The organism is Streptomyces paradoxus (assembly GCF_014202475.1).
GTDB lineage: Bacteria > Actinomycetota > Actinomycetes > Streptomycetales > Streptomycetaceae > Streptomyces > Streptomyces paradoxus.
Map to the genome: position 1 here is coordinate 168,372 of NZ_JACHGV010000008.1, position 21,563 is coordinate 189,934.

28 protein-coding genes are annotated in these 21,563 nt (G+C 70.9%); 15 read left to right on the forward strand and 13 right to left on the reverse strand.

The genetic code is table 11. From position 1 onward, the window contains the following. Positions 1-62: 62 nt before the first annotated feature. Positions 63-374, reverse strand: coding sequence for a hypothetical protein (locus HNR57_RS25625; protein WP_313674727.1), 312 nt, complete (start codon positions 372-374; stop codon positions 63-65). Between the two features lie 779 nt (positions 375-1,153). Between HNR57_RS25625 and HNR57_RS25630 the strand changes: the two genes are divergently transcribed. Then, positions 1,154-1,471 carry a hypothetical protein gene (locus HNR57_RS25630; RefSeq protein ID WP_184563301.1) on the forward strand — a complete coding sequence of 106 codons (318 nt, stop codon included), beginning with the start codon at positions 1,154-1,156 and terminating at the stop codon, positions 1,469-1,471. Between the two features lie 25 nt (positions 1,472-1,496). On the opposite strand, the gene HNR57_RS25635 is transcribed toward HNR57_RS25630, so the two are convergent. Beyond that, positions 1,497-3,101 carry an FAD-binding oxidoreductase gene (locus tag HNR57_RS25635; protein ID WP_184563303.1) on the reverse strand — a complete coding sequence of 535 codons (1,605 nt, stop codon included), beginning with the start codon at positions 3,099-3,101 and terminating at the stop codon, positions 1,497-1,499. 65 nt (positions 3,102-3,166) lie between these two features. Between HNR57_RS25635 and HNR57_RS25640 the strand changes: the two genes are divergently transcribed. Further along, entirely contained in the window at positions 3,167-3,799 is a 633-nt protein-coding gene (locus tag HNR57_RS25640) for a TetR/AcrR family transcriptional regulator (RefSeq protein ID WP_184563305.1), read from the forward strand. Between the two features lie 133 nt (positions 3,800-3,932). On the opposite strand, the gene HNR57_RS25645 is transcribed toward HNR57_RS25640, so the two are convergent. From HNR57_RS25645 to HNR57_RS25655, 3 genes are all read right to left on the reverse strand, one after another. Next, positions 3,933-4,559, reverse strand: a complete 627-nt coding sequence (locus tag HNR57_RS25645) for a class I SAM-dependent methyltransferase (RefSeq protein WP_184563307.1) — start codon at positions 4,557-4,559, stop codon at positions 3,933-3,935. Positions 4,560-4,719: 160 nt separating this feature from the next. Further along, positions 4,720-5,247, reverse strand: a complete 528-nt coding sequence (locus HNR57_RS25650) for a DUF4232 domain-containing protein (RefSeq protein WP_184563309.1) — start codon at positions 5,245-5,247, stop codon at positions 4,720-4,722. Positions 5,248-5,438: 191 nt separating this feature from the next. Further along, positions 5,439-6,407: a helix-turn-helix transcriptional regulator gene (locus HNR57_RS25655; RefSeq protein WP_184563311.1), complete on the reverse strand. Its 969-nt coding sequence runs from the start codon at positions 6,405-6,407 to the stop codon at positions 5,439-5,441. A 136-nt stretch (positions 6,408-6,543) separates the two neighbouring features. Between HNR57_RS25655 and HNR57_RS25660 the strand changes: the two genes are divergently transcribed. Together HNR57_RS25660 and HNR57_RS25665 are read left to right on the forward strand one after the other, a co-directional pair. Further along, entirely contained in the window at positions 6,544-6,939 is a 396-nt protein-coding gene (locus HNR57_RS25660; RefSeq protein ID WP_184563716.1) for a RidA family protein, read from the forward strand. A gap of 71 nt (positions 6,940-7,010) precedes the next feature. After that, positions 7,011-7,493 (forward strand): DUF488 domain-containing protein, encoded by a 483-nt coding sequence (locus HNR57_RS25665; protein WP_184563313.1) that lies wholly within the window; start codon positions 7,011-7,013, stop codon positions 7,491-7,493. 35 nt (positions 7,494-7,528) lie between these two features. On the opposite strand, the gene HNR57_RS25670 is transcribed toward HNR57_RS25665, so the two are convergent. The 3 genes from HNR57_RS25670 to HNR57_RS25680 all read right to left on the reverse strand — a co-directional run bounded on the left by HNR57_RS25670 (position 7,529) and on the right by HNR57_RS25680 (position 9,330). Then, a complete protein-coding gene (locus HNR57_RS25670) occupies positions 7,529-7,840 on the reverse strand; it encodes a MarR family winged helix-turn-helix transcriptional regulator (RefSeq protein ID WP_246554934.1) in 312 nt (103 codons plus the stop codon). 289 nt (positions 7,841-8,129) lie between these two features. Then, complete coding sequence (locus HNR57_RS25675) at positions 8,130-8,528, reverse strand: nuclear transport factor 2 family protein (protein WP_184563315.1); 399 nt, start codon at positions 8,526-8,528, stop codon at positions 8,130-8,132. 52 nt (positions 8,529-8,580) lie between these two features. Next, positions 8,581-9,330 carry a dienelactone hydrolase family protein gene (locus tag HNR57_RS25680; RefSeq protein ID WP_184563718.1) on the reverse strand — a complete coding sequence of 250 codons (750 nt, stop codon included), beginning with the start codon at positions 9,328-9,330 and terminating at the stop codon, positions 8,581-8,583. A 107-nt stretch (positions 9,331-9,437) separates the two neighbouring features. On the opposite strand from HNR57_RS25680, the gene HNR57_RS25685 reads away from it, so the two are divergent. The 4 genes from HNR57_RS25685 to HNR57_RS25700 all read left to right on the forward strand — a co-directional run bounded on the left by HNR57_RS25685 (position 9,438) and on the right by HNR57_RS25700 (position 11,917). Continuing rightward, the gene (locus HNR57_RS25685) at positions 9,438-9,920 is read left to right on the forward strand and encodes a MarR family winged helix-turn-helix transcriptional regulator (protein WP_184563317.1); all 483 of its coding nucleotides are present in this window, start codon (positions 9,438-9,440) and stop codon (positions 9,918-9,920) included. 73 nt (positions 9,921-9,993) lie between these two features. Further along, positions 9,994-10,761, forward strand: coding sequence for a class I SAM-dependent methyltransferase (locus HNR57_RS25690; RefSeq protein WP_184563319.1), 768 nt, complete (start codon positions 9,994-9,996; stop codon positions 10,759-10,761). Positions 10,762-10,841: 80 nt separating this feature from the next. Further along, positions 10,842-11,591 (forward strand): hypothetical protein, encoded by a 750-nt coding sequence (locus HNR57_RS25695; RefSeq protein ID WP_246554935.1) that lies wholly within the window; start codon positions 10,842-10,844, stop codon positions 11,589-11,591. Positions 11,592-11,623: 32 nt separating this feature from the next. Then, the gene (locus HNR57_RS25700; protein WP_184563321.1) at positions 11,624-11,917 is read left to right on the forward strand and encodes a hypothetical protein; all 294 of its coding nucleotides are present in this window, start codon (positions 11,624-11,626) and stop codon (positions 11,915-11,917) included. A 15-nt stretch (positions 11,918-11,932) separates the two neighbouring features. On the opposite strand, the gene HNR57_RS25705 is transcribed toward HNR57_RS25700, so the two are convergent. Then, on the reverse strand, positions 11,933-12,508 hold the full coding sequence (locus HNR57_RS25705; protein ID WP_184563323.1) for a dihydrofolate reductase family protein: 576 nt from the start codon (positions 12,506-12,508) through the stop codon (positions 11,933-11,935). Positions 12,509-12,685: 177 nt separating this feature from the next. Between HNR57_RS25705 and HNR57_RS25710 the strand changes: the two genes are divergently transcribed. The 3 genes from HNR57_RS25710 to HNR57_RS25720 all read left to right on the forward strand — a co-directional run bounded on the left by HNR57_RS25710 (position 12,686) and on the right by HNR57_RS25720 (position 15,408). Continuing rightward, on the forward strand, positions 12,686-13,783 hold the full coding sequence (locus HNR57_RS25710; RefSeq protein ID WP_184563325.1) for a barstar family protein: 1,098 nt from the start codon (positions 12,686-12,688) through the stop codon (positions 13,781-13,783). A gap of 50 nt (positions 13,784-13,833) precedes the next feature. After that, the gene (locus tag HNR57_RS25715) at positions 13,834-14,553 is read left to right on the forward strand and encodes a Type 1 glutamine amidotransferase-like domain-containing protein (RefSeq protein WP_184563720.1); all 720 of its coding nucleotides are present in this window, start codon (positions 13,834-13,836) and stop codon (positions 14,551-14,553) included. Between the two features lie 93 nt (positions 14,554-14,646). Continuing rightward, positions 14,647-15,408, forward strand: coding sequence for a ZIP family metal transporter (locus HNR57_RS25720; RefSeq protein ID WP_184563327.1), 762 nt, complete (start codon positions 14,647-14,649; stop codon positions 15,406-15,408). 186 nt (positions 15,409-15,594) lie between these two features. On the opposite strand, the gene HNR57_RS25725 is transcribed toward HNR57_RS25720, so the two are convergent. Next, the gene (locus HNR57_RS25725) at positions 15,595-16,506 is read right to left on the reverse strand and encodes an NAD(P)-dependent oxidoreductase (RefSeq protein ID WP_184563328.1); all 912 of its coding nucleotides are present in this window, start codon (positions 16,504-16,506) and stop codon (positions 15,595-15,597) included. A 144-nt stretch (positions 16,507-16,650) separates the two neighbouring features. Between HNR57_RS25725 and HNR57_RS25730 the strand changes: the two genes are divergently transcribed. Next, positions 16,651-17,250 carry a TetR/AcrR family transcriptional regulator gene (locus tag HNR57_RS25730; RefSeq protein ID WP_184563330.1) on the forward strand — a complete coding sequence of 200 codons (600 nt, stop codon included), beginning with the start codon at positions 16,651-16,653 and terminating at the stop codon, positions 17,248-17,250. Positions 17,251-17,278: 28 nt separating this feature from the next. Here HNR57_RS25730 and HNR57_RS25735 read toward each other — a convergent pair whose 3' ends face one another. Both HNR57_RS25735 and HNR57_RS25740 read right to left on the reverse strand, forming a co-directional pair. After that, the gene (locus tag HNR57_RS25735) at positions 17,279-17,812 is read right to left on the reverse strand and encodes a GNAT family N-acetyltransferase (RefSeq protein WP_184563332.1); all 534 of its coding nucleotides are present in this window, start codon (positions 17,810-17,812) and stop codon (positions 17,279-17,281) included. Between the two features lie 287 nt (positions 17,813-18,099). Next, positions 18,100-18,843 carry a YoaK family protein gene (locus tag HNR57_RS25740; protein ID WP_184563334.1) on the reverse strand — a complete coding sequence of 248 codons (744 nt, stop codon included), beginning with the start codon at positions 18,841-18,843 and terminating at the stop codon, positions 18,100-18,102. Positions 18,844-19,020: 177 nt separating this feature from the next. On the opposite strand from HNR57_RS25740, the gene HNR57_RS40340 reads away from it, so the two are divergent. Further along, positions 19,021-19,143 (forward strand): hypothetical protein, encoded by a 123-nt coding sequence (locus HNR57_RS40340; RefSeq protein ID WP_281403919.1) that lies wholly within the window; start codon positions 19,021-19,023, stop codon positions 19,141-19,143. A 66-nt stretch (positions 19,144-19,209) separates the two neighbouring features. Here HNR57_RS40340 and HNR57_RS25745 read toward each other — a convergent pair whose 3' ends face one another. Beyond that, positions 19,210-19,380 (reverse strand): hypothetical protein, encoded by a 171-nt coding sequence (locus tag HNR57_RS25745; RefSeq protein WP_184563336.1) that lies wholly within the window; start codon positions 19,378-19,380, stop codon positions 19,210-19,212. 592 nt (positions 19,381-19,972) lie between these two features. Here HNR57_RS25745 and HNR57_RS25750 point away from each other — a divergent pair. Further along, on the forward strand, positions 19,973-21,352 hold the full coding sequence (locus tag HNR57_RS25750) for a hypothetical protein (protein ID WP_246554937.1): 1,380 nt from the start codon (positions 19,973-19,975) through the stop codon (positions 21,350-21,352). Further along, positions 21,349-21,546: a hypothetical protein gene (locus HNR57_RS25755; RefSeq protein ID WP_184563339.1), complete on the forward strand. Its 198-nt coding sequence runs from the start codon at positions 21,349-21,351 to the stop codon at positions 21,544-21,546. The genes HNR57_RS25750 and HNR57_RS25755 overlap by 4 nt, the downstream gene beginning before the upstream one ends. The last annotated feature ends 17 nt before the right edge of the window (positions 21,547-21,563 follow it).

Consider the following 21,563-nt stretch of genomic DNA (forward strand, 5'->3'; position numbering starts at 1 on the left):
ATCACCGACTTCACCGCTCCAGCCGCCGTGTGGGACGCCCCGCCCGAGGGTGCCGCGCGAAGTCATCGTTCCCGCAGGCGCCACCACCACCAGCGCCCCGCGGTCCACTCGCTCACCCACCCCGGATTCGGAAGCGTGCGGCGCTCGAACTCCGCGTCGATCCGCTCCACCAGGCGGCCCAGATCCGCCCGGGCCCCTGGGGGCAGGCGCCGCAGGGCCTCGTCCAGGTCGTCCCGGCCGTCTTCGATCTCGATGCCGGGACTCTCGTAAGGGCCCTCCAGGTAGCGCCCCGGCTGCCTGAAGGCCCACTCGAAGCGGCTGAGAGCTACGGCGACGGCGTCGGGCCACAGATGTTCGGCCTCAACACGCCGCACAGCCGCCCGAGTTCGAGCCGATACGGCCGGAATCCGGAGAACGGGCGTGTGCTTGGGGGGCCGCCACCGCTCGGCGCGGACGGCCGTCGGGCGCCTACGCGGCACTGCCCTTTCGGATCAGAACCATGCCGGCATCCTGCCACAGCCGAGCGTGCCGCGGGCCTTGCCAGCGCCCGGACCCACCGCCACCCTGAGGGCACCAGCACCGTGGCACGAGAACGGGGGCAGCATGAACTGACCCAAGCCGCCCGTCGCGAACAACCCGTTCTGCCGCCCGCCGAGCCGACGCTGGTCTCGGCGCCTGCCCTGACCGCGGCCGAGGCTCGCGAACGAGACATCGAACGCCGCCTCGCCTTCAACGCGCGACAGCGCCGACTGGCGGAGGGGGCTCGTTTCCGAGCCGCCGGGAAACTCAAGGCCGCGCGCAAGGCCAAGCCCCGGCCCGCCGGCACCCTCGGCGGCCGAAGCGCCCTCCCGCTCCCCGAAAACTCCGTGAAGTGCGCGTGAGCCAGAGCGTCCGCGCCTTTCGGTCGGGCTCCCGACTCTCGGCAAGCGGCGCCAGGAAATTCCGCAGCGGGTCTGCACGCTCGCGGGCGGCGAGTTAAGGTCACGCACATGGAAAACGCGCGTGCGACAGGGCCGATGGGCTTCCGGTAGCCCGCCAGGACGTACCTGGCGGTTGCTGCGATCGGAGTTCCGTGACACGCACCGCCCATCACCTTCGCCCCGCACACGGCCGGAGTGCCCACGCCTGTTCGTCAGGAACACCATGGCGCTCCGTGATCCTCTACGACCTCAGGTACAGCGCACGTACCTTCACCGATGCCGCACGACAGTCCAGGCGGCCCCAGCCTCGCAAGGTCCGCCGTACGGTTGCGGTCTACTCGTTCGCCCGGCACCAGCGGGACCGCTCCGTGGCCGAGTGGTCCGCGACGGAGGAACGCAGGGCGCGGCAGCGGCTGCGAGCCCAAGTGGGCGCTCTCCTGCGGCTGGTGAATTCCACCGGAGACGAGCTCGCGCTCGATGCGGTGGACATGGTGGACATGGTGGACATCGTGCCGGCGCGTCATCGGCGCGGCTCGCTCTGGCTCGCATAGGGGGCTGGCATGCATCGAAGTTGACTCAGTCGATCAGGACGCCCGGGTTGAGGATGCGATGGGGGTCCAGCGCGTCCTTGGCGGCGCGCAGGGCCAGCGCGAAGGGATCCGGGCGCTGGAGGTCGTAGCCGGGGCGGTGGTCGCGGCCGACCGCATGGTGGTGGGTGATGGTGGCGCGGTGGCGGTGCAGTACGTCGCTCGCGGCGGCCTTGATGTCGTCCCAGATCCGGACTTCGTCGCCCGGGCGGCCGGCGACGGCCACGGTGAAATAGGGCGCGGCGCCGTCGGGGTACACGTGCGTCAGGCGGCAGTTGACGGTGGCCGGGTTCCCGGTGGCCTTGAAGGCGGCGGAGCCGACCTCGGTGCGGACGGCATCGATCAGGGCCGGAACCCGGTCCCAGGTGGCGGCGGTCTCGAACGTCTCGACGACGGCACCCATACGGGCCAGTCCGTCACGCAGGTACGGCATGCGCAGGAACGCCGAACGCCAGGCGCTCACCGCCGTGTCGGCCGGGGCGTCGCCCGCCGCCGCCGGTCGCCCGCCACGGCCGCCATGGGCGCGGGCCAGCTCCAGGGCGCTCGCGAGGCGGCCGTCGACCGGGGCGGTGGCCGACTCGAAGCCCAGGACCAGGACGGAGGAGCCGTGGTGCGAGGCGCCGGACAACAACGCCTCGCCGGGATCGAGCAGGCGGCAGTTGGCGGGGGAGAGGTCGGACCGGGCGATGGCGCGCACGGCCTCCAGCGCCTGCCCGAAGTCGGCGAACGCAGCCGACGCCGAAGCCTTGTGCCGCGGCCGCTCCTGTAGGCGCATCCATGCCTCGGTGATGACCCCGAGCGCCCCCTCGGAGCCCAGGAACAGGCGATCGGGTGACGGCCCGGCACCGGAGGCGGGCAGCCGCCACGACGTGCCCGCTCCGGCGGGCGTCACGACGCGCAGGGACTGCACGAAGTCGTCGATGTGCGTGCGGCCGGTGGCGTAGTGACCTCCGGCCCGGGTGGCCAGCCAGCCGCCGAGGGTGGAGAACTCGAAGCTCTGCGGGAAGTGGCGCAGGGTGAGGCCGTGGGGCCGCAACTGCGCCTCCAGCACGGGACCGAGCGCCCCGGCCCGGATGCGGGCCGAGCGGCTGACGGTGTCGACCTCCAGGACCTGGTCCGTCGACGTCAGGTCGAGTGACAGCACGGCCCGGTGGGTGTCACCGCGGTACTCCACGCCGCCGACCACGGAGGAGCCGCCGCCGAAGGGGATGACGGCCACGCCCTGCCCGCCGGCCCAGTCCAGCAGGTCGGCCACCTCCCGGTCGTCGGTCGGGCGGGCGACCAGGTCGGGGATCCGGCCCGGCCGGCCCCGCAGGGCACGGATGACGTCGCGGTAGGCCTTTCCCATGGCGTGGGCGGCGCGCGCGTCGGGATCGGTCGTGACGAGGTGGGCGAGCGCGGCCGGAAGTGTCACGCCGGGGCGGCCGATCTTCAGGTCGGCGACCCGGGGCACCGGCAGCGGGCGGGCCAGCGTGCCCGGCAACAGCGCTCCCAGCGCCACGCATTCGGCGTCGTCCGGGTGGGCGTCGGTGTACCCCCAGCCCCACCAGGAGCGGGTGCGGGAGGTGCCGGGGCCGGAGGGTGAGGCAGACATGCGCGCTCCCAGCGAGGCCGGTGAAGTGACCCATCGGAAAATTACCGTAGGGTAATATTCAGTCCATGACAATGCCGCCCTCGAAAGCCGGCACCAAGGGGGTCCCCAGGGCCGCCCGCGAACGACAGGTTCTGGACGCGGCCACCCAGGAGTTCGGACGCCACGGCTACGAAGCCACCACCGTGGCCGCCATCGCCACCAAAGTCGGCGTCACCAAACCCCTGCTGCACCACTACTTCGGCAGCAAGCAGGACCTCTACCTCGCGTGTCTGAACCCCGTGGGCGACCGGTTGCTGCACGCCGTCCGCACCGCCATGGCCGAACCCGCCGCCACAGCGCAGCCCACCGCCCTGCGCGTGCTGCACGCCCTGTTCACCGCCCTGGACGGGCAGCGCGAGGCATGGTTCGTCCTCTACGACACCACACTGCCGCCCGACAGCGACGCTGCCCGCCGCGCCGCGTACTTCCGACGCGCCATCGACGACCTCGCCGCGACCGGCACCGCCGACCTCCTGCGGACGACCGGATCCGGCGACCCGCTCGACGCCGACGCCCTCGCCTACGCGTGGCGCGGCCTGTGCACCGCGCTCGTCCGCTGGTGGGTCGGCCACCCCGACCAGTCGCCCGAAGCCATGACGCAGCGCTGCGCCCGGCTCTTCGCGGCCGGCCGCACGCTCCTCACGGCGGCTTCGGACTGACGGGCTGCGCGCTCACTCTCCCGGCATGACATGCGCCCGCCGGACGGCGGGGTCGTGGGCGAGGATCTCGGTCGCCCATCGACGGACCTGTGAGGAGCAGTCGGCGACAGCGTGACGGGCCCGCTCGGTGGCGTCAGGCGGTGCGGCGGATCAGCAGGACGTGGTCGGTGACCTCCGCGGTGCGCCCGTCCGGTCCGGTCGCGATCCGGCGGGGCGCGTCGGCCCGCTGGACCGTCCAGGTCCGCGGGTCCAGGTCGATCCCGGCGGCGACCTCCCGCGGGCTCGGGTACCGGATGTCGGGATCCTCGTTCCACGACCAGGGCGCGGTCGATCCGTGATCGACCACCAGCAACCGTCCGCCCGGGCGCAGCGCGTGGGCGGCCGAGCGCAGGACGGTCGACCGGTCCAGGCCGAACGGGGTGTGCAGATAGTGGGCGCAGACCAGGTCGAAGGCGCCTTGCGGGAAGGATGCCTGCAGGTCGTGGCGCTCGGCGGTGACGCGATCGCCCAGGCCGTGGGAACGGGCGAGGGCGGTGAGCCGCTCGACCGCCACGGCCGAGATGTCGACCGCGGTGACGTGCCAGCCCTGGCCGGCGAGCCACAGCGCGTCGCCGCCCTCGCCGCATCCGAGGTCCAGTGCCTGACCGGATGACAGGTCCGAAACCGTCTCGGTGAGGCGGACGTTGGGCCGAGGAGTCTCGGCCGCCGGCCGGGCCGCGTAGACGCCGTCCCAGAATTCGAGCGCATCGGTGGTGCTCATCAGGCCTCCTTGTGCGGGTAGGCGCTCAGTCTCGTCAGGCGCCTGCACGCCCGGCACGGAATCTTGCCGTTACGGCAAAGCGGCCTGCGCGGTCGAGCACACGGCCGCGCCCCCGGCCGAGGGTGTGTTCCTGGGCCGGGGGCGGCCGGCGCCGAAGGCGTCAGCCGGAGAAGGGGACCGCGTCGGCGGGGTCGGCGTGCCAGTTGGTGGCGACCGGCCGGTCGACCGTTGCGGTCTCGGGGAGCGCGAGGGTGACGGCGTTGGTCTCGTCGCCCGCGACGGCGAGGTGCAGGAAGTCGAGCTCCTTGCCGTGGTCGTTGTTCGTGGTCTTGGGGTTGATGCCGGCGTAGGCGGCGATGGAGCCGGACAGGGTCACCCTGTCGCTGACAGCGTGCTCGGCCGGCGACACCTCGGTGTCGGGGGAGGAGCCGAAGGAGGCGGAGGGGAAGACGCCCTCCAGGTAACAGGTCACGCCGGACTTGGCCTTGGCGGTGACGAGGTAGTAGCCGCCGGCCTGCGTCTCCAGGCTGACCTTGTAGGTCAGGTCCTTGGTCACGCAGGCCCGCACGGCGCTGCTTCGGCTGTCGGCGGTGGCCGCGGCCGTGGCGGTCGCGGTGGCGGTGACGGCCATCGCGGCGACCGCGGCCAGGGCGAGGCGGGCGGACGGGGCGGCAAAGCGCGAGCGCATTTGAGATCTCCATGGTGCGAAGTGGGTTGTCCGGCAAGCCGCTCGGACGACCTCAGCCTGTTCCGCGATCCGTCCCAGCCGCCACGAAAGACGGTCACTTCGGGACGCCGGAACGCTGGAACGGGCGCTGACCTGCACAGACGCCGACAGCCTGGAACGCCATGCCGGGATGCGGAGGAGGCACCGGCCGCTTACTCGTCTGCGTACCGGGCGGCCATCGCGGCGGCGCGTTCGCGCAGGGAGGTGCGCAACGCCCCCGGGGACAGGGCCTCCGCGTCCGTGCCGAGCCGCCACAGCGCCCACTCGGCGTGCCGTAGGTCCTGGAACGTCACCTCCAGCCGCAGCCGTCCGTCGGCGTCGAGTTCCGCAGTGCGGAGGGCCACCGCGCTGCTCAGCAGTTCCTCCCGCCGCTCCGGCGTCACCCGCACCAGCACGGCGATGTGATCCTCGGACAGGAACCGTGCGCAGCGTTCCCGCCAGACCCGGTCCAGATCGACCCGGTCCGCTCGCTGCGCCGGTTCGGGGACTTCCTCGGCCGCCAGCACCCGCGACAGCCGGTAGGTGCGGTCCGCGCCGGATCTCGTGGCCAGCAAGTAGCCCCGGTCGCGCACGGTGACCAGGCCGATCGGGTCCACCGTGCGCCACCGCGGTGACTGGTCCGTCGCCGCGTAGTGGATGCGCAGCCGGTGTCCGGCGAGCACCGCGCTCCGGATCTCGAACATGGCCGCGTCAGGGACCTCCTCGGTGACCACCCGGCGGGAGAGCAGGTCGGTCTCGGGCTCGACGAGAAAGCGCCGGGCCGCGTCGCCGGCAGTGGCCTGATGGCTCTCGGGCAGCGCGTCGACCACCTTGCGCATGGCCGAAGCGAGTGCCGAGCCGAGGCCGAACACCTGCTCCCCGCGCCCCGATCCGGCGGTCAGCAGGGCCAGGGCCTCGTCGTGGTTCAGACCCGTGAGCTCGGTCCGGAAACCGGGCAGCAGCGCGAAGCCGCCGTGCCGGCCGCGTTCCGCGTAGACCGGGACGCCGGCTGCCGACAGCGCCTCGATGTCGCGCAGCACCGTACGGGTGGACACCTCCAGCTCGCGGGCCAGCGTGTCCGCGGTCAGCCGGCCGCGCTGACGCAGCAGCAGCACCAGCGAGACGAGCCGATCAGCGCGCATGCGAGGACCTTAACGAATACATGACCAAGGGTGTCGTGAATCGTTGGAAGGCTCTTCGTCAGCGACGTCGACGCCGGTAGCCACCGCGCCGATGGACGTACGCACTCCCCATGACTTGAATGGAGCGGATGTGGCTGTGAAAAGAACGCCGATCAACCCGGTGACGTGGTCGGCCGAGCTGGGGTTCAACCAGGGTGAGCTGGTCTGCGGGCACACCCGGACCCTGTACTGCTCAGGGCAGACCGCGATGAGCGGCGACGGCAAGCCCCGGCACGACGGTGACATGGCCGCACAGCTCGCGCTGAGCCTCGACAACCTGGAGGCCGTGCTCGGCGAGGCCGGCATGTCCCTCGCGAACCTCGTCCGGCTCAACGTCTACACCACCGACGTCGACCTGCTGTTCCCGCACTACGGCGTGCTGGCGTCGCGGCTGGGCGCCGCCGGGGTGGCACCGGCCACCACGATGCTCGGAGTGACACGATTGGCCGTCCCGGGCCAGATGGTGGAACTTGAGGGGACCGCCGTCGCGTGATGCGACCTCGCCGCTTGTGCTGCTCGTGCCGGTCGCACCGGCACGAGCAGTGAGCAGATGGGTGATGGCCGATGATCGGAATGGTGACGATCGGCGTCTACGGCTTCGACTCCGACTCGTTCCTGCGCCGGCTGCGGCGCGCGGACGTCCGCGTCCTGCTCGACGTACGTCAGCGCCGCGGCGTCCGCGGACCCGAGTACGCCTGGGCGAACTCACTCCGGCTGCAAGCGGCCCTCGCCCACGCCGGGATCGCCTACGAGCACCACCCCGAGCTCGCCCCGACCACCGAACTGCGCCACCTCCAGTACGCCGAGGACGACCGCCAAGGGGTCGGCAAGCGCTCGCGCCGCGAACTCGCCGCCGAGTACATCCGCCGCTACACCACCGAGATCCTCGACCGTGCCGACCTCACACCGATCGTGTCGGCGCTGCCGCACAGCGGAACCGCGGCGCTGTTCTGCGTCGAGCGTGATCCGGAGGCATGCCACCGCTCGCTGATCGCCCGGCGACTGGCCGAGCGGCACCACGTCACGATCGAGCACCTGCGCCCGTGACGGGGGACGGGGCCGATGCCGCGGCGGACATGACCTCAGGCCCAGGGGTCGGTGATCTGCCTGAGCAGGGTGAGCGCTTCCCGCAGCTGTTTCATCCGTCGCCTGCCGAGGTGCTCCTCCCACTCCCGCTCCACGTCGGCCACCACCGCGTCGGCGACCTCCTTGGCCGCCCGGGCCTTCTCCGCGCCGCGGACGAGGCGGGCCCGCTTGTCGGTCGGGTCGGGCACGCGGGTGATGTAGCCCGCCTTCTCCAGCTGGTCGACGAGGAAGCCCGCGGTCTGCTCGGTGATCTGGGCCTGTTCGGCGAGCTCGGTCAGGCGCGTGCCCTCCGGGCCGATGCGTTGCATGACCCGGGCCGCCCGTGACGCCGCCGACCGGGGGTGGACGATGCGTGTCCCGCCCCGCCCGTGGCCCCTGCCGAAGGCCCGGCTCGTCGCCACCGATATCGAGTTCACGCGCGGGGCGGGTCCGGAAGTCCGCGGTCCGATCGCGGCCCTGCTCCTGCTGCTCACCGGCCGCCAGGAGGCGGCCCGGGAGTGGGCCGAACGCGCCGGGAGCCGTGGACGGGGGTCGCGGCCCCCCGGTGAGGCCTCGACCGGCGGGAGCAATCCGCCGGTTCGGGCAGGGCCGGCACTCTCACCCGCTCACCGCGTCACCGTGACGGTGAGCCACCCTCCACTCGCCCCCTTCACGGCGGTACACCTGAGTGACCCGCAGCGTGTAGCTGCGCGGCTCTCCGTCGACGGAGGCGGAGGTGTGCTCAAGGCCGGCCGTGTAGGCCATGTCCCCCGAAACGCCGTACGTCCGCAGCTCGAACACGTACGAGGTGCAGTCGGAGAAGCTCTCCTCCAACGCGGTGAAGAGCCGGTCCAACTCCTGTTGCCCGAAGGCGTTCCGCCACGCACCCAGGACACTCACGGGCTCATCGCGCGACCAGAGCGCCCGGCGGGGACCGGCATCGCCGTTGTGCAGCGCGAGCTCCGCCTCGTACAGGGTGGTCTCGACCCACGCCAGGAAGTCGTCACGGTCGGTCATGGCTTCATCATGGGGCCGGGCCTGTGCGCTTTCCGCGATTTCGCTTCGGGTGTCAGCCGTTGGCCAAGGTGCGTCCGAGGAGGGGAAGCAAGCGGTCCCAGTGGCGTTGCAGGGCGGAGGGGCTGAAGGCGTCGGTGTCGGACATCGTGAAGCCGTGGACCGTGCCGGGATAGATCTCGGAGGTGTGGGCGACACCTGCGGCATCCAGCGCACGGTTGAGTTCGGCGAGCGCCTCTGGCGTCAGGTCCGTCTCCGCATGGGCGAGATGGACCTCGGCGGTGAGCCCGGACAGGAGACGACGGTGCAGCCCCTCCGGCCCGTCGACCGCGACGGGGCCGTGGAACCCGGCGACGGCGGCCACCTGGCCGGGATGGGCCGCGGCGGTACGCATCGCCAGGAGGCCGCCGATGCAGTAGCCGGTCACCGCGACCGGCCCGGCCCCGACCTCGGACCGTGCGGTGAGGAACCGGAGGTAGGCGTCGGCGTCACTCAGGACGCGTTCGGTGCTGTGTGCCTCGATCATGGGCATCAGCCGGTCGAAGATAGCGGGCCGGACCTCTTCTCCGATGTGCTCGGGAAGTTCGATCACCGGTGCCGGGCCGTGCCGGTAGAAGATGTTGGGGACGAGCACGTAGTACCCGTGCCCGGCGAGCTCACGGGCCATCTCCCGCAGCACGGGCCGGACGCCGAAGCCGTCCGGGTACATCAGCACCCCGGGGTGCCGCTCGCCGTCGTCGGGATGGGCGGCGAAGGCGTCGGCCCGGCCGTCCTCGGTGGGGATCAGCAGTGTCTTGGTGGGCAACATCGTCCCATCGTGTAAGCACTCAACCAACGTTAGTAACACTAACGTTCCTGGCTCGGCGAACGTACATCGTTAGTCGGACTAACACAACGGGTAGGGTCGGTGCCGTGATCAAAGCCGAAGCAGCCGACCTGCCCGACGACGGCAGGCTCAAGATGCCCGACAGGCTGCGTCGACGGGCCAGCCGTCTCCTGTCGCACCTGACCTCGCGGTCGGACCGGCTGATCACCGAGGGGCTGGCCCGGGCCGATGCCCGGAAGTGGCACTACGCCGTGCTCGCCTCACTGCAGGAGTACGGGCCGGCCAGTCAGGCGGAGCTGAGCAGACGCTCCGGCATCTACCGCAGCGACATGGTCGGCGTGCTCAACGAACTGGCCGGGCGTGACCTCGTCGAGCGGACGCCGGATCCCGACGACCGGCGCCGCAACGTCATCACGATCTCCGCCCGAGGCCGCCGCCAACTGCGCCGCCTGGACCAGGTCCTTGACGACCTCCACGAACAGCTCCTCGCACCGTTGAGCCGGGCCGAACGCGACCAGTTCGTGCAGCTGCTCACTCGCTTGCTGGACCACCACACCCCCGGCTCCTGAGCCATTCTGATCCGGAACGCGGACGACCTCCCCGACCGCCGATCCTCCGTTCTCGTGTGCCAGGATGCTCGGCATGTCCGGTCGTGCGCTGAGCTTCGGAGGGGTAGCGGAAGCCTACGAGCGGTTCCGTCCGGGGTACCCCGTGGAGCTGTTCGAGATGGTCATTGCGTACGCGGGCCGTCCGGTTCCGACCGCTCTCGAAATCGGTGCCGGGACGGGCAAGGCGACCCGGCTGTTCGCTCAGCGGGGGATCGCGGTCACCGCGACCGACCCTGACGGCTCCATGCTCGCCGAGCTGCGCAAGCACGTGCCGGTCGACGTCGCGACGGTGCGGGCCGCGTTCGAGGACCTGCGGCCGGGGGAGCGGTACGCGCTGGTCTACGCGGCGGCAGCGCTGCACTGGACGGACCCGGAGGGCCGCTGGCCACGCATCGCCGCGCTACTGGAGCCGGGTGGCGTGTTCGCGTCCTTCGGCGCGCCCTTCCGGCTGACCGACCCGGCCGTGCAGGAAGCCGTCCACGCGGCGAGGGCGCCGTTCCTGGAGAGCGACGAGATCCCGTCCCCCGACGGGACCCCTCCGGATCACGAGATGCAGTGGCCGGGCAGCGAGCTGCAACGGTCCGAGTCGTTCACCGACGTCCGACAGGCCGTGATCGAACGGCATGTGACGATGAGCGCCCGCGACTACATCGGGCACCTCTCGACCATCTCGGCCTATCTCGTCCTGCCGGCCTCGGTGCGAGAGCAGGTGTTCAGCCGGATCAGGCAGGTCCTCCCGGACACGGTCGAGATGACCGCCGACATCACCGTCCATCTCGCGCGCCGACGCCAGGAGGATTGATCACGCAACCCCCTTCGGGCTGCGGCTGATAGCCTGCGATCTTCGCCGGTCACCCGGTCGGAGTCCCCCCGCAGGTCGCCATGACTCGTCCCCGACAACAGCTCGCGACAGCGCTTGACGCCCTGGACCGCGCCTTCGCCTCGGAAGAGCCCTTCCCCGTCACCGGATGCACGTACTGCTACGGCGACCAGGACCTGGCCGCTCTCTCCGGACCGCTCGACCTGATAGCCGACGACCTGCTGTCCGCCGTCGCGGCGGAAGTCCCCAGCCACTGGGACGACTTCCAGCGTCTCTACCGCCGCCTCGCCCCACGCATCATCCGGTCCGCCGTCACCGGCCGGCTGCATGTCGACGAGAACCTCATCGCCTCACGCCTGGTCGCAGCGGAGTGGACCACCTGGGAGGCGCCCCTGGCCGGCGCAGTCCACGACGTCTGGGCCGCCTGGTGGCACGCCACCCTGCACACCCGCCCCGGGCCCGTCTCCGTCAGGGAGACCCTCAGCCTCATCACCGTCGCCACGGGCGCCCTGCGCCCCTGGCTGGACATCTGGGCCGGCACCCGCACCGGGACCGCCGACGCGCAACTGGCCGACTTCATCGACGACGTGCTGGTCGAGTACGAGATCACCGATCTGCGCATGGGCTTCTACGACGAGTACGACGCCTCCGCCGAGCTGCTGAGCTGGCTCCTGACCGAGGTGCGCGACCGTGCCGACGACGCCCGCCTCGACGAGCCGTACCTCCTCGAACACCACGAAGCCGGACGGGGGACCGGACCCGGCTCGTCGGATCCGGGCGGGGACGCCACGCGGGAAATCGGCGGGGGCTGATAGGCGGCGCGGATCGGGGTACCTGCGTCGGCATGGCTACCGAAAACGATCACGCTGAATCCGTACGAGCCCTGCGGCAGCTGCGCCGGATGCGCACCTTCTACGCCGGGGGTGCGATCTTGTGGGCCGTTTCTGCCGTGTCGGCGGGGTGGGACGCCCCCGGCAGCCGGCAGATGTGGGTCTCGGCGGTGTTCCTGGTGGTCTTCGCCGCTCTGCTGGCCATGACGGCCTTCTGGCTGAGGCGTCAGCAGGCCGGCCACTCGGCCGAGCCCGCGCATCACGCCGCTCCGCGCAGGCCGGCCTGGCGCCGCCACGCCAACGCCTAGCGGAGACCATAGGGGTCAGTGGAGGGTCGGGCGGTACACGAGCTCTTGGATGTGACCGTCCAGCGTCCGGCTCTCGACCAGCTCCAGGTCGAAATCCGCCGCATCCTGGAAGATCCGGTCCAGCCCCGTCCGGCCGGTGATGACGGGGAAGAGCGTGACCTGCACGCGGTCCACCAGTCCGGCGACCATCAGCGCGCGGTTCAACGACAGACTGCCGTGGGAGCGCAACGGCACCTCGGACTCCTCCTTGAGCCGGGCGACGACCTCGACGGCGTCGCCGCTGACGAGTGTCGCGTCCGGCCAGTCGAGGGGACCTTCCAACGTCCTCGACACCACCGTCGCCGGCAGGTTCCGCATCCGCGTCACCCATGGGTCGCGCACGTCGGACTTCTCGGTGCTCGAAGCCAGCATCTGTGTGAAGGCGCGATAGGTGTTGGCCCCGAAGACCATCCGCTGCTCCTCGCCGTAGAGGGCGAGGCGGTGGTCGAGCAACTCGGGGCCTTGCTTCCCCCAGTAGCCGGTCCAGTCGCCGCCGGCGGCGCCGTAGCCGTCGAGGCTGGAGAAGACGTCGAAGGTGTAGGTGGCGGTCATGTGATGCTCCTCGCGTGCGGTTGACCGGTGGGACGTGCGGGCGGGCGATCTTCTTCGGATGTGCTTCCGCGACCGTCGCACCCATAGACCCGGCACGCTTGCGAAACTCATCGCTCTGCCCACCACACGTGGCTCCCGACCGCTCGAACGGCGGAGACAGACGCACCTGATCAGGGCATGATGCACACCGTGCGGGGAGACAGGGGGCAGGGCGGCCGGGGGCGGTACGCCCTGACGGAGTCGGAACACGGCCACGTGTGGGGGGTCTGTTCCGAGGTGGAGGGACTGTTCAGGGAGCCCAGGCGCGCGACCTACGAATTCTTCGGCTGGGTGCCGGACGGTGCCGAGGTGCGAGGGTGGGTCGGATGCCGGGTGTGGCTGGTACCGGAGGACACAACGACCGACCCATGGCTGCTGGAGGACGCGGAGAGCCTCGGGCCGCGACCGCGAACGGATGCTCTCCTGCTCACGGGCATGGACGACTACATGGGCCCGCCCGAGGGCCACCGGGCTCCGGTCCGTCTGCACGACGGGTACCGGTGGCTGGGCTCGTGCCGGGAGTTCACACGCGTCCTGCCCGAAGAGCGGGCCACTCCCTCGCTCGTCCTGCGGGGCCTCTCGCCGGGTGATCGGCTGCGCCAGGCACTGGCGAAGGGCACCCGGCGCGCGCTGGACCTGGGCGAGGCCTGGCTGGAGATCCGGGACGACGGCGGCGAGCCGCTCACCGGCCGGCTGCTGCGGCCGAAGGTCCGTGCGTGGCGCCCCTCCTCCCTCGGGCCGGATCGGATCGACCTGGAACTCGACGAAGAGCTCGACGGACCCGTCCCCGGACACGCCAGTCCCGTCTGGGACCGCTGGCTCGCCGGCCCGCCGGAAGGCCCCAACGCCTGGGCCGGCCTGGACACCCGGCAGCGCGAGGCCTGGCTCGAACTCGTCCGCGAGCGGGGCTGCCGACTCGAGCACCAGGACCGGCCGGCCGGACAGCTGTACGAGCTGGACGGCCGCCACATCACCGACGAGCAGAGCCTCTTCCTGGCACTCGGCGAGGCCGTCAACGGGCCGGGAGGCTACTTCGGCGGCTGCGAGGCCGCGCTCGCGGACTGCCTGCTGGGCAACTTCGGATACACCGCCCCCGGGACCCTCCTCTGGCGGAACTTCGCACCCGCGCGCGAGTATCTCTCCCAGGTCCTGACCGCGGAGGGCGAACCGTACGACCTGGTCGCCCGGGTGCTGGAAGTCCTCGCCGAGGGCCGCATGCGCGTCACCTTGGCGTGAACCAGGGCGAGCCTTGACCACGCGACACCTACGCCTAGGGAGGCATGGGGATGGCCGCACCGGCTCGGCGCGTCGCTCTCCTCGGGGGAGGCTTCTCGACGGATGAGGACGGACTGCTGGACGACTGGCTGCTCGGCCATGTGGGCCGCCCACGCCCCAAGGTGTGCTTCGTCCCCACGGCCAGTGGTGACGCGCCCGCGTACGTCGATCAGTTCTTGAGTGTGTTCGCGTCGCGCTGTTGTGAGCCGTCCGTTCTGTCGCTGTTCAGGCGGGAGTTGGATGACCAGGCTCTGCGGACGTTCCTGCTCGGCCAGGATGTCGTGTACGTCGGCGGTGGCAATACCGCGAACCTTCTGGTGGTGTGGCGGGCGCACGGGGTCGACCGGGTGCTGATCGAAGCCTGCGACCGCGGGACGCTGCTGTGCGGAATCAGCGCCGGCGCCAATTGTTGGGCCTCCGGCTCGCACACGGACTCCTTCGGCCCGCTGACCCATCTCCAGGACGGACTGGGCCTGCTGCCGGGCTCGGTGTGCCCGCACTACGACAGCGAACCAGGGCGCCGCGCTTCCTACCGGGAAGCGGTAGCGACCGGAATGTTGTCCGCCGGGTGGGCGATCGAGGACGGAGTGGGCGCCCTGTTCGCGGACGGACGTCTCGTGGAAGCGGTCAGCCGGACTCCGGAGGCCCGCCTGCACTGGGTGCGGCCGGATGGAGGGAGCGAGGCTGTCGAGCGAGCGCTGCCCTGCCGGTTGCTCGACGGAGTCACGTGACGCTCGGCCGACAACCTCCGAGCCGACTACGGGCGTGGACCGGCGTTGTACGCCGAAGGTGCCGATCACGCCCACGCGGGTACGCCACGCAGTATGTCGGAAGTGATTCAAGCAGGCGGCTGGGGGTTGCTGGCGGGGAGTGCTCTGCTGCTGGGAGCGGTGTTCGGCTACGGGATGCGCGTGTCGCAGAAGGTCATCGCGCTGGTGATGGCGTTCGGCGCCGGTGTGCTGCTGTCGGCCGTTTCCTTCGAGCTGGTCGGCGAAGCCTACGAGCAGGGCGGGTTGGGCCCGGCAGCGGTGGGGACACTGGCCGGTGCGACGGCTTACACCGCGGGCAATCTGTGGCTGGCGGGCCGAGGCGCCCGGCACCGCAAGCGATCGGGCCACCACGCGGAGCAGACCCAGCCGTCCGAGGAGCAGAGCGGCGGCTCGGGCCTGGCGCTGGCACTCGGCGCGCTGCTGGACGGAGTACCCGAGTCGGCGGTGATCGGCGTCAGCCTGCTCGACGGAGGGGCAGTGAGCCTCGTGACGGTCGCGGCGGTGTTCATCAGCAACATCCCCGAGGGGCTGTCCAGTTCGGCGGGGATGAAGAAGTCCGGGCGCGGCAAGGCGTACGTCTTCGGCGTGTGGGGCGCCATCGCGGTCGCGAGCATGGTCTCCGCAGTCCTCGGGTACGCCGTCCTCGGGGGCTTCTCGCCCACCGTGATCGCGGGGGTGACGGCCGTGGCCGCCGGTGCGATCCTGGCCATGATCGCCGACACGATGATTCCCGAGGCGTTCCAGGAAGCCCACCTGGCGATCGGGCTGGTCACGGTCAGCGGCTTCCTGGTCTCCTTCGCGCTGTCCCACGCCTGACGGCACATCGTCTTCTCCGGGGCGGTGGTCTCACCCAACCCGCATCGACAAGGGCGCCGGGGAATTCGCCACCGCCGCCGACGAGGAGACCCACGGGCTGCTGATACCGATGACGGGCACCCCCGGGTGGCTGAGCAGCGGTGCCGGCGTGGTGGTCAGGCTGCTTCGCCGGCGGCCCCGGCCGGCTCAGGCAGACGGGCCGGCGATTCTCTTCGCCGCGACGGGCGTGCCGTCGGTCCGAGCCTCCAAGGCGCGCAGGACAGCCGCCATGTCCTCGCCACCATGGCCCTGTTGGACGGTCTCAGCGTAGAGGGCGTGGCACACGTCCAGGAGCGGGGACGCCAGGTCGGCCTCGCGGGCGGCCTCGGCGATGAGGCGGTTGTTCTTCAGGACGTCCGCGGCGGCCGCCTGGACCGAGAAGTCGCGCTCCAGCAGCTTCGCGGCCTTGACCCGGGAGACGGCACTGGCCATGGGACCGGCGTCCAGGACATCCCGGAAGAGACGCTGATCGAGCCCGTGCCGCTCCGCGAAGTGGAATGCCTCGGCCAGGCCCGTGACCACGGTGATCAGGAACAGGTTCACCGAGAACTTCAGCCGCAGCGCACCCGGGACGGCCCCGCACACGAACGTCTCCCGGCACATCGGGCCGAGCAGGGGCCGCACGGTCGACACGGCGTCGCCGTCACCCGCCAGCATCCCCACCAGTTCGCCCCGCTCGGCAGGGACACGGCTGCCGGAGACCGGGGCCTCGACGTACCGCCCGCCCGCGGATCTGATGTCCTCCTGGAGGCTGCGGGAGTACTCGGCCGAGGTCGTTCCCATATGGACGACGGTACGACCGGCGACCTTCGGGGCGAAGTCCGGCGTACCGCGCCCCAGCACCGCGTTCACGGCCGCCTCATCGGCCAGCATGAGGAAAACGGTGGCCGCCCGGTGCAGGACCTCGGCGCTGCTCGCCGCCACCTCGGCACCGGCGGCGTGCAGCGGCTCGCATCGCTCGGGGGTGCGGTTCCAGACGACGAGCCGTGTCCCGGCACGAGCGAGGTTCAGTGCCATGGGCTGCCCCATGACCCCGAGACCGATGAAACCGACGTACATGACGCACCGCCTCCTCCGGCTCGTGCCGAGGCCGAGCCGCCGTCCCCCCTCGACTATGACCGTGGTCATAGTAGTCTCGATTATGACCGTGGTCATAGAGTGGGGCGTGGGCAGGACCGCGAGCGAGTTGACGGAGGTCGGACGATGGCCAAGGCCGAGCGGGGGCCGCGTGAGCGGATGATCTTCAGTGCGGCGCAGCTCATCCGGCGCGACGGAGTCGTCTCCACCGGCATGCGCGAGGTCGCCGTCGACGCCGCCGCGCCACGCGGTTCGCTCCAGCACTACTTCCCCGGCGGCAAGGCTCAGCTGGTCGACGAGGCGGTGGGCTGGGCGGGCGGTTACGCGGCAGGTCGTGTCGAGCGCTTCCTGGCCGCGCTGCCCGAGCCGACGCCGAGCGGGCTGTTCGCCTCGATGGTGCGTCAGTGGACCGACGAGTACGAGGCTGACGGCTTCGCGGGTGGCTGCCCGGTAGCCGCCGCCCTGGTGGACTGCGCGGAGGCGGTCCCCTCCACGCGGAAGGCCGCGTCCGCCGCGTTCTCCACCTGGACCGGCGCGGTCGCCGAGGCTCTGACCGAGATGGGCGTGCCCGGGGAACGGGCCGGTCCACTCGCCACGCTCATGATCAGCAGCCTGGAGGGTGCGATCCTGCTCGCCCGGGCCGAGCGTGACGTCCGGGCCCTGACGACCGTGGCCCGGGAACTCGGCCCCGTCCTCGACGCGGCCGTGCGCGAGAAGGGCGGTTGACCGACCGGCTGTCTGGAGTGCGCCGGTGCTATCCCTCGTACTGCGTGAGGTCGATGCCGTACAGGGTGAGGTCGTGGCCGTGGACCGGGTGCTGGGCTCTGCCTTCCGGCTCCATGCCGAGTTTGCCGAGTACGTTCGCGGAGGCCCTGTCGTCCGCGTGGCACACGGCCACCACCCGGTCGAGGCCACGGTCCTGCAGGGCGAACTCCAGGGTGGCGTGCGCCGCTTCCGACGCGTACCCCTGCCCCCAGAACACCCGCCCGAGCCGCCAGCTGATCGCCACCTGGCCGGCGATCTCGGCCGGAGCGTCGGCCACGGTCAGACCGACGGCGCCCGCCAGCTCACCAGAGCCCAGGAGTTCAACGGCGAACATCCCGAACCCTTCCTCGTCCCACTCCTCCTCCCACGTCTCGATGTCTCGGGCGGTCTGCTCCACGGAGCGCGGCGTGCCGTCGCCGATGCGCCGCATCACCACCGGATCGGCGTGGATCTCGGACAGGGGGACGAGGTCGTCGTCGTGCCACTGACGCAGGACGAGACGGGGTGTGCGGATGTCGGTCATGATCCCATCTTGCCGAGGTGGCGGCGGCATCGCGAACCGCGGCGCCGCACCCCATCCCCTCGGGGTCATGGGAACGCCACGCCGCGATGCCGCACTGGGAGCGGCCACACTCGTCAACGTCGCACGGGACGGCGGAGTTCACGCCTTCATCCTCGACACCGTCGTCGCCCCGCACCGCCGGGCCAATGGCGTGGGTGCCGCGCTCATCGCAACCGGCGGTCACGAAGCCCGGGCGGCTGATTGCGCCTGGCTGCACGCCGACTTCGAGGAGCACCTGCGTCCGTGGCTCACGGTCCGCCAGGGACCCGTTCCCTCACGCCCGGCGGTACGACCAGACCCGCCAGCGAGAGGAGCAGCACGGCCGCCGCGATGACGAGCAGTGCTCGTCCCGTGCCCAGCGGCACCAGCAGCAGTGTGCCGAGCACACCGCCGCTGAAGATCCCGCCCACGGTGGCCGTCCACCTGGTCCTGGCCAGCCGCTGCTTCGCCGTCATCCCGCGCAGCGCTGCCCGGGGGCGTCTCAGCACGTCGTTGACGAGCTCGGCGATGGCTGTCTGGCTCAGCAGTGTCGGCATGCCCGGCACATGGACGCGCAGGGCGGTGGAGGCGCGAACTCCCATGGCCAGCGCGACGAGTGCCACGACCCCGCGGTCGCCCTGGGCGGGAACGGCCCCGGTGCCGTGCTTCGTCAGGGCCAGCACACCGGCGCACACCAGCAGGACCGCCTCGCAGACCAGCCCGACCGGGAACCACGGCCGTCCGCGGTCCGCGAGCCACTGCAGTACGACGCCCGCGACGGCCGCCCCCGCCATGAACGCGCCGATGGCGATGGCGGGCCGCGCCACCGGGACATCGCCCTCCCCGGCGAGCGCGAAGGACAGGAAGAGCACGTTGCCGGTCGCCAGCGCGCAGAAGACCTTCCCCATGGTCAGAAAGCTCACGGCGTCGACGGCGCCCGCCAGCACGGTGAGCACGGTCATGACGGCCACCCGCCGGGCATCGGTCGCGAGGACCGGGGACGCATCGGACATGCGGCCAGTGTGAGCAGCACGGACGGTCCGCCACCGGACCGCGGCCCGGACACGCGGCCAGTGGCTACGGGCGGGCTACTACGGCCGACACCCGAAGGCGCGGTCAGCAGTAAGACGTCGTTTCCTTTGGCGCCTGGCGGCCGTCATTGCTGTGTTGCGGTGTGAGAGTGTCCGGGCATGAGTTACGACCTGGCCGTGTGGGACGGAGAGCGGCCGGCGAATGACAGGACGGCCGGTCGGGTCTTCACGGACCTCTTCGACCGCTACCTGGAGACAGAGGTGTGCGAAAGCCTCGCTTGAGCGGCACGGGCGGCCGGGCTCGAGGTCGGGCCCACGTCCGATGCCGCTGTGGGCAGGTGCTCGCCTTCACATGTCGGTGGGAAGCATCAACGTCGTGAGGAGTTCACGGGTACCGCCGGGTCCGACGACGGCGAGAAGCCGGTCGGCGTCAGTGGAGGCCCGGCCGGCGGGCAGCGCCTCCTCAGGCACCACGAAGCACACCTCGTCCGCGGGTGCCTGACGGGCGGTCGCTGCCACCGCGGCCGTCTCAGCTGCGCAGCAGGAACGTATGGGGCCGCCCAGCCGGTGCGCAGCTCGGCCACGTCGCCGAAGCGCCCGCGCCGGGCGCGCGTGGCTCAGTCGCCGTACAGCCAGCTGTCGTATGTCGTACCCGGCGCTGTCCACCAAGTGCTGCAGGCCGAAAGGCGGCACCGACATCGCGAACCTTCAGGACGGCATGGCGCGCTGACCAGTCCGGCCCACATCCGCGCGTCCGCGGAGAGGCCCCCTCAACTCGACTGTTCGTGATCAGAGCCGCCCCTGCCACGTCGAGTGATGCGGTGTCAGGACGATGCAGTCAGCCCCTTCGAGCGGGTGGGGGAGCGGCGGTTGGCGAACAGGAAACACGCCAGACAATGCGATGTGACGTGAATCACAGAAAATGTTGGGAGAATGAGTGTCAGATCATCTCTCTCCCATCGCAGGTAGGTGAACAGACTCACTCAAGCAACGAAGGAGGCCCGAGATGCCTGCGGATTCAACGCTGAACTCGGCACCCGAGGACGCTTCTCAGCAGCCTGCCGTAGAGCCGGCCGAAGCACCGCTCGCTCCCTCATCGGAAGAACACGGCATGCCCGAAGCCGGGGCTCTCGGCGAACCGGGCGACGGCGGACTCGCGGTGCCGATGGACACGCTCGACTTGGACCACTGTGTCTCCCTCCCGCCGCTCGACGACGGCGTCCTGAACTCCGGCAGTGTGGCGGACGTCGTGCACACGGCTTCCTTCGTGTCCGGCATCAGTGACTTCCTCGAGCCGCTGGCCTACCTCGGCACGATGGTCGGAGAGTTCACCGAGCGGGCGAGCTTCGGCCTGGCCCCGGTCATCGCGGGCATCGATCTGCTGGTCCCCCGACTTCCCAACATCGGAGAAGTGGTCGGCAAGTCCCTACTGGACGGGCTGGGTGACCACAATGCTGTGCTGTCGGCGGTGGCCGGCGGGCAGCCCCAGGTCCTCTCGCTGTCCCAGAGTGGGAACTCGGTATGGCAGTCCTCCGCGGTGGACACACTCGGGCTGCTGGACGGACTCAACCCGGCCAGGGCGATGCTGTCCCTGGCCGAACATGACGCCTTCCAGCCGCTGGGCGGTGTCGGTGAACTTGTTCGTCGATCGCACGTCGGCCTGGCTCAGGTACTCGAAGGCCTCCCGGCTCTGGTTCCGCCGCTGCCCAGCCCGGCGAAGATGGCCGGGGCTCTGGCACCACTGGCGAGGGTGACCGAGACGTTGGCACCCAACGGCTTCACTGTCCCGGTGGGACTGCTGCAGATGATGCAGGAGATCCTCCGCACGCGCCCGCCGCTGGCTGACTTCATTGGCGGCCATGTTGCGGATCTCTTCGCCGGAGTCCGGTCTGTCGCCGACTCGGCGAAGCGGCTGAGGCCGTCCGTCCTTGCCGAAGCCCGCTACGCCTTCGACGCATATCGGGAGGGCGACACAGAGCCGATGAAGGACTTCCTGCGTCGCTGCCTGCGCCTGTGGCCGGTACTGGAGGACCCCTGTCAGGCCTTGGCTGTTGCGATGTTCGAGGGCGCTTGGGAGCACGAGGCCGACCTCACCGACGACCGCTCGGTGCGCAGGGTCCTGTCCCAGTACGCCCGCCAGGGCTGGGACTTCGAGCGTGATCACCAGATCCGAGGTTTCTCGATCGGCTACATCCCGGACGGTTGGGAGCAGCGGGACACCGCGCCCGGCCCGGAGGACCTGGTGATCCCGCGCCTTATTCCCTGGGCTCAGCAGTTCGAGACCGAGTCCGTGCAGTACGTGGTCGGGCGGTTCAACGAGCAGGAACAGGCCGTGCTCCGGGCCTGGGCGGAGAACCATCCGATGCCGTGGACCAAGGCGCCCGCTTTGGTACAGCAGGACGAAGCGCAGGGAGAGCACAACCGGCGCAAGCTGAAGCGCGTCGCCAAGGAGTGGCGCAGGCGCGAGATCAACCGCCGGGAGCTTCCGTGAGTACGCCGTCCGACCGGTCGCAGGAGCCGCTGATGACCGTACGGGCCGCGGTCATCTTGATGCTGGCCACGCAGATCGCGGTCGCCGTCGGCGTGCTGACCGTGCTGGCAGGAAACGCATGGGCTGTCGCGGTGCTGGCTGCCGGGGGCTCCTTCGCCGGCACCGTCGCCTTCGCCCGGTCCGTGATCGGCTGAACCGGCCCGGGCGAACA

Excerpts from the sequence above, each read along its gene's own strand:
- HNR57_RS25635 (WP_184563303.1), bottom strand. The coding sequence starts at position 3,101 with ATGTCTGCCTCACCCTCCGGCCCCGGCACCTCCCGCACCCGCTCCTGG.
- HNR57_RS25640 (WP_184563305.1), top strand. The coding sequence starts at position 3,167 with ATGACAATGCCGCCCTCGAAAGCCGGCACCAAGGGGGTCCCCAGGGCC.
- HNR57_RS25645 (WP_184563307.1), bottom strand. The coding sequence starts at position 4,559 with ATGAGCACCACCGATGCGCTCGAATTCTGGGACGGCGTCTACGCGGCC.
- HNR57_RS25650 (WP_184563309.1), bottom strand. The coding sequence starts at position 5,247 with ATGCGCTCGCGCTTTGCCGCCCCGTCCGCCCGCCTCGCCCTGGCCGCG.
- HNR57_RS25655 (WP_184563311.1), bottom strand. The coding sequence starts at position 6,407 with ATGCGCGCTGATCGGCTCGTCTCGCTGGTGCTGCTGCTGCGTCAGCGC.
- HNR57_RS25665 (WP_184563313.1), top strand. The coding sequence starts at position 7,011 with ATGATCGGAATGGTGACGATCGGCGTCTACGGCTTCGACTCCGACTCG.
- HNR57_RS25670 (WP_246554934.1), bottom strand. The coding sequence starts at position 7,840 with ATGCAACGCATCGGCCCGGAGGGCACGCGCCTGACCGAGCTCGCCGAA.
- HNR57_RS25675 (WP_184563315.1), bottom strand. The coding sequence starts at position 8,528 with ATGACCGACCGTGACGACTTCCTGGCGTGGGTCGAGACCACCCTGTAC.
- HNR57_RS25690 (WP_184563319.1), top strand. The coding sequence starts at position 9,994 with ATGTCCGGTCGTGCGCTGAGCTTCGGAGGGGTAGCGGAAGCCTACGAG.
- HNR57_RS25695 (WP_246554935.1), top strand. The coding sequence starts at position 10,842 with ATGACTCGTCCCCGACAACAGCTCGCGACAGCGCTTGACGCCCTGGAC.
- HNR57_RS25700 (WP_184563321.1), top strand. The coding sequence starts at position 11,624 with ATGGCTACCGAAAACGATCACGCTGAATCCGTACGAGCCCTGCGGCAG.
- HNR57_RS25705 (WP_184563323.1), bottom strand. The coding sequence starts at position 12,508 with ATGACCGCCACCTACACCTTCGACGTCTTCTCCAGCCTCGACGGCTAC.
- HNR57_RS25710 (WP_184563325.1), top strand. The coding sequence starts at position 12,686 with ATGATGCACACCGTGCGGGGAGACAGGGGGCAGGGCGGCCGGGGGCGG.
- HNR57_RS25715 (WP_184563720.1), top strand. The coding sequence starts at position 13,834 with ATGGCCGCACCGGCTCGGCGCGTCGCTCTCCTCGGGGGAGGCTTCTCG.
- HNR57_RS25720 (WP_184563327.1), top strand. The coding sequence starts at position 14,647 with ATGTCGGAAGTGATTCAAGCAGGCGGCTGGGGGTTGCTGGCGGGGAGT.
- HNR57_RS25725 (WP_184563328.1), bottom strand. The coding sequence starts at position 16,506 with ATGTACGTCGGTTTCATCGGTCTCGGGGTCATGGGGCAGCCCATGGCA.
- HNR57_RS25730 (WP_184563330.1), top strand. The coding sequence starts at position 16,651 with ATGGCCAAGGCCGAGCGGGGGCCGCGTGAGCGGATGATCTTCAGTGCG.
- HNR57_RS25735 (WP_184563332.1), bottom strand. The coding sequence starts at position 17,812 with ATGACCGACATCCGCACACCCCGTCTCGTCCTGCGTCAGTGGCACGAC.
- HNR57_RS25740 (WP_184563334.1), bottom strand. The coding sequence starts at position 18,843 with ATGTCCGATGCGTCCCCGGTCCTCGCGACCGATGCCCGGCGGGTGGCC.
- HNR57_RS40340 (WP_281403919.1), top strand. The coding sequence starts at position 19,021 with ATGAGTTACGACCTGGCCGTGTGGGACGGAGAGCGGCCGGCGAATGAC.
- HNR57_RS25750 (WP_246554937.1), top strand. The coding sequence starts at position 19,973 with ATGCCCGAAGCCGGGGCTCTCGGCGAACCGGGCGACGGCGGACTCGCG.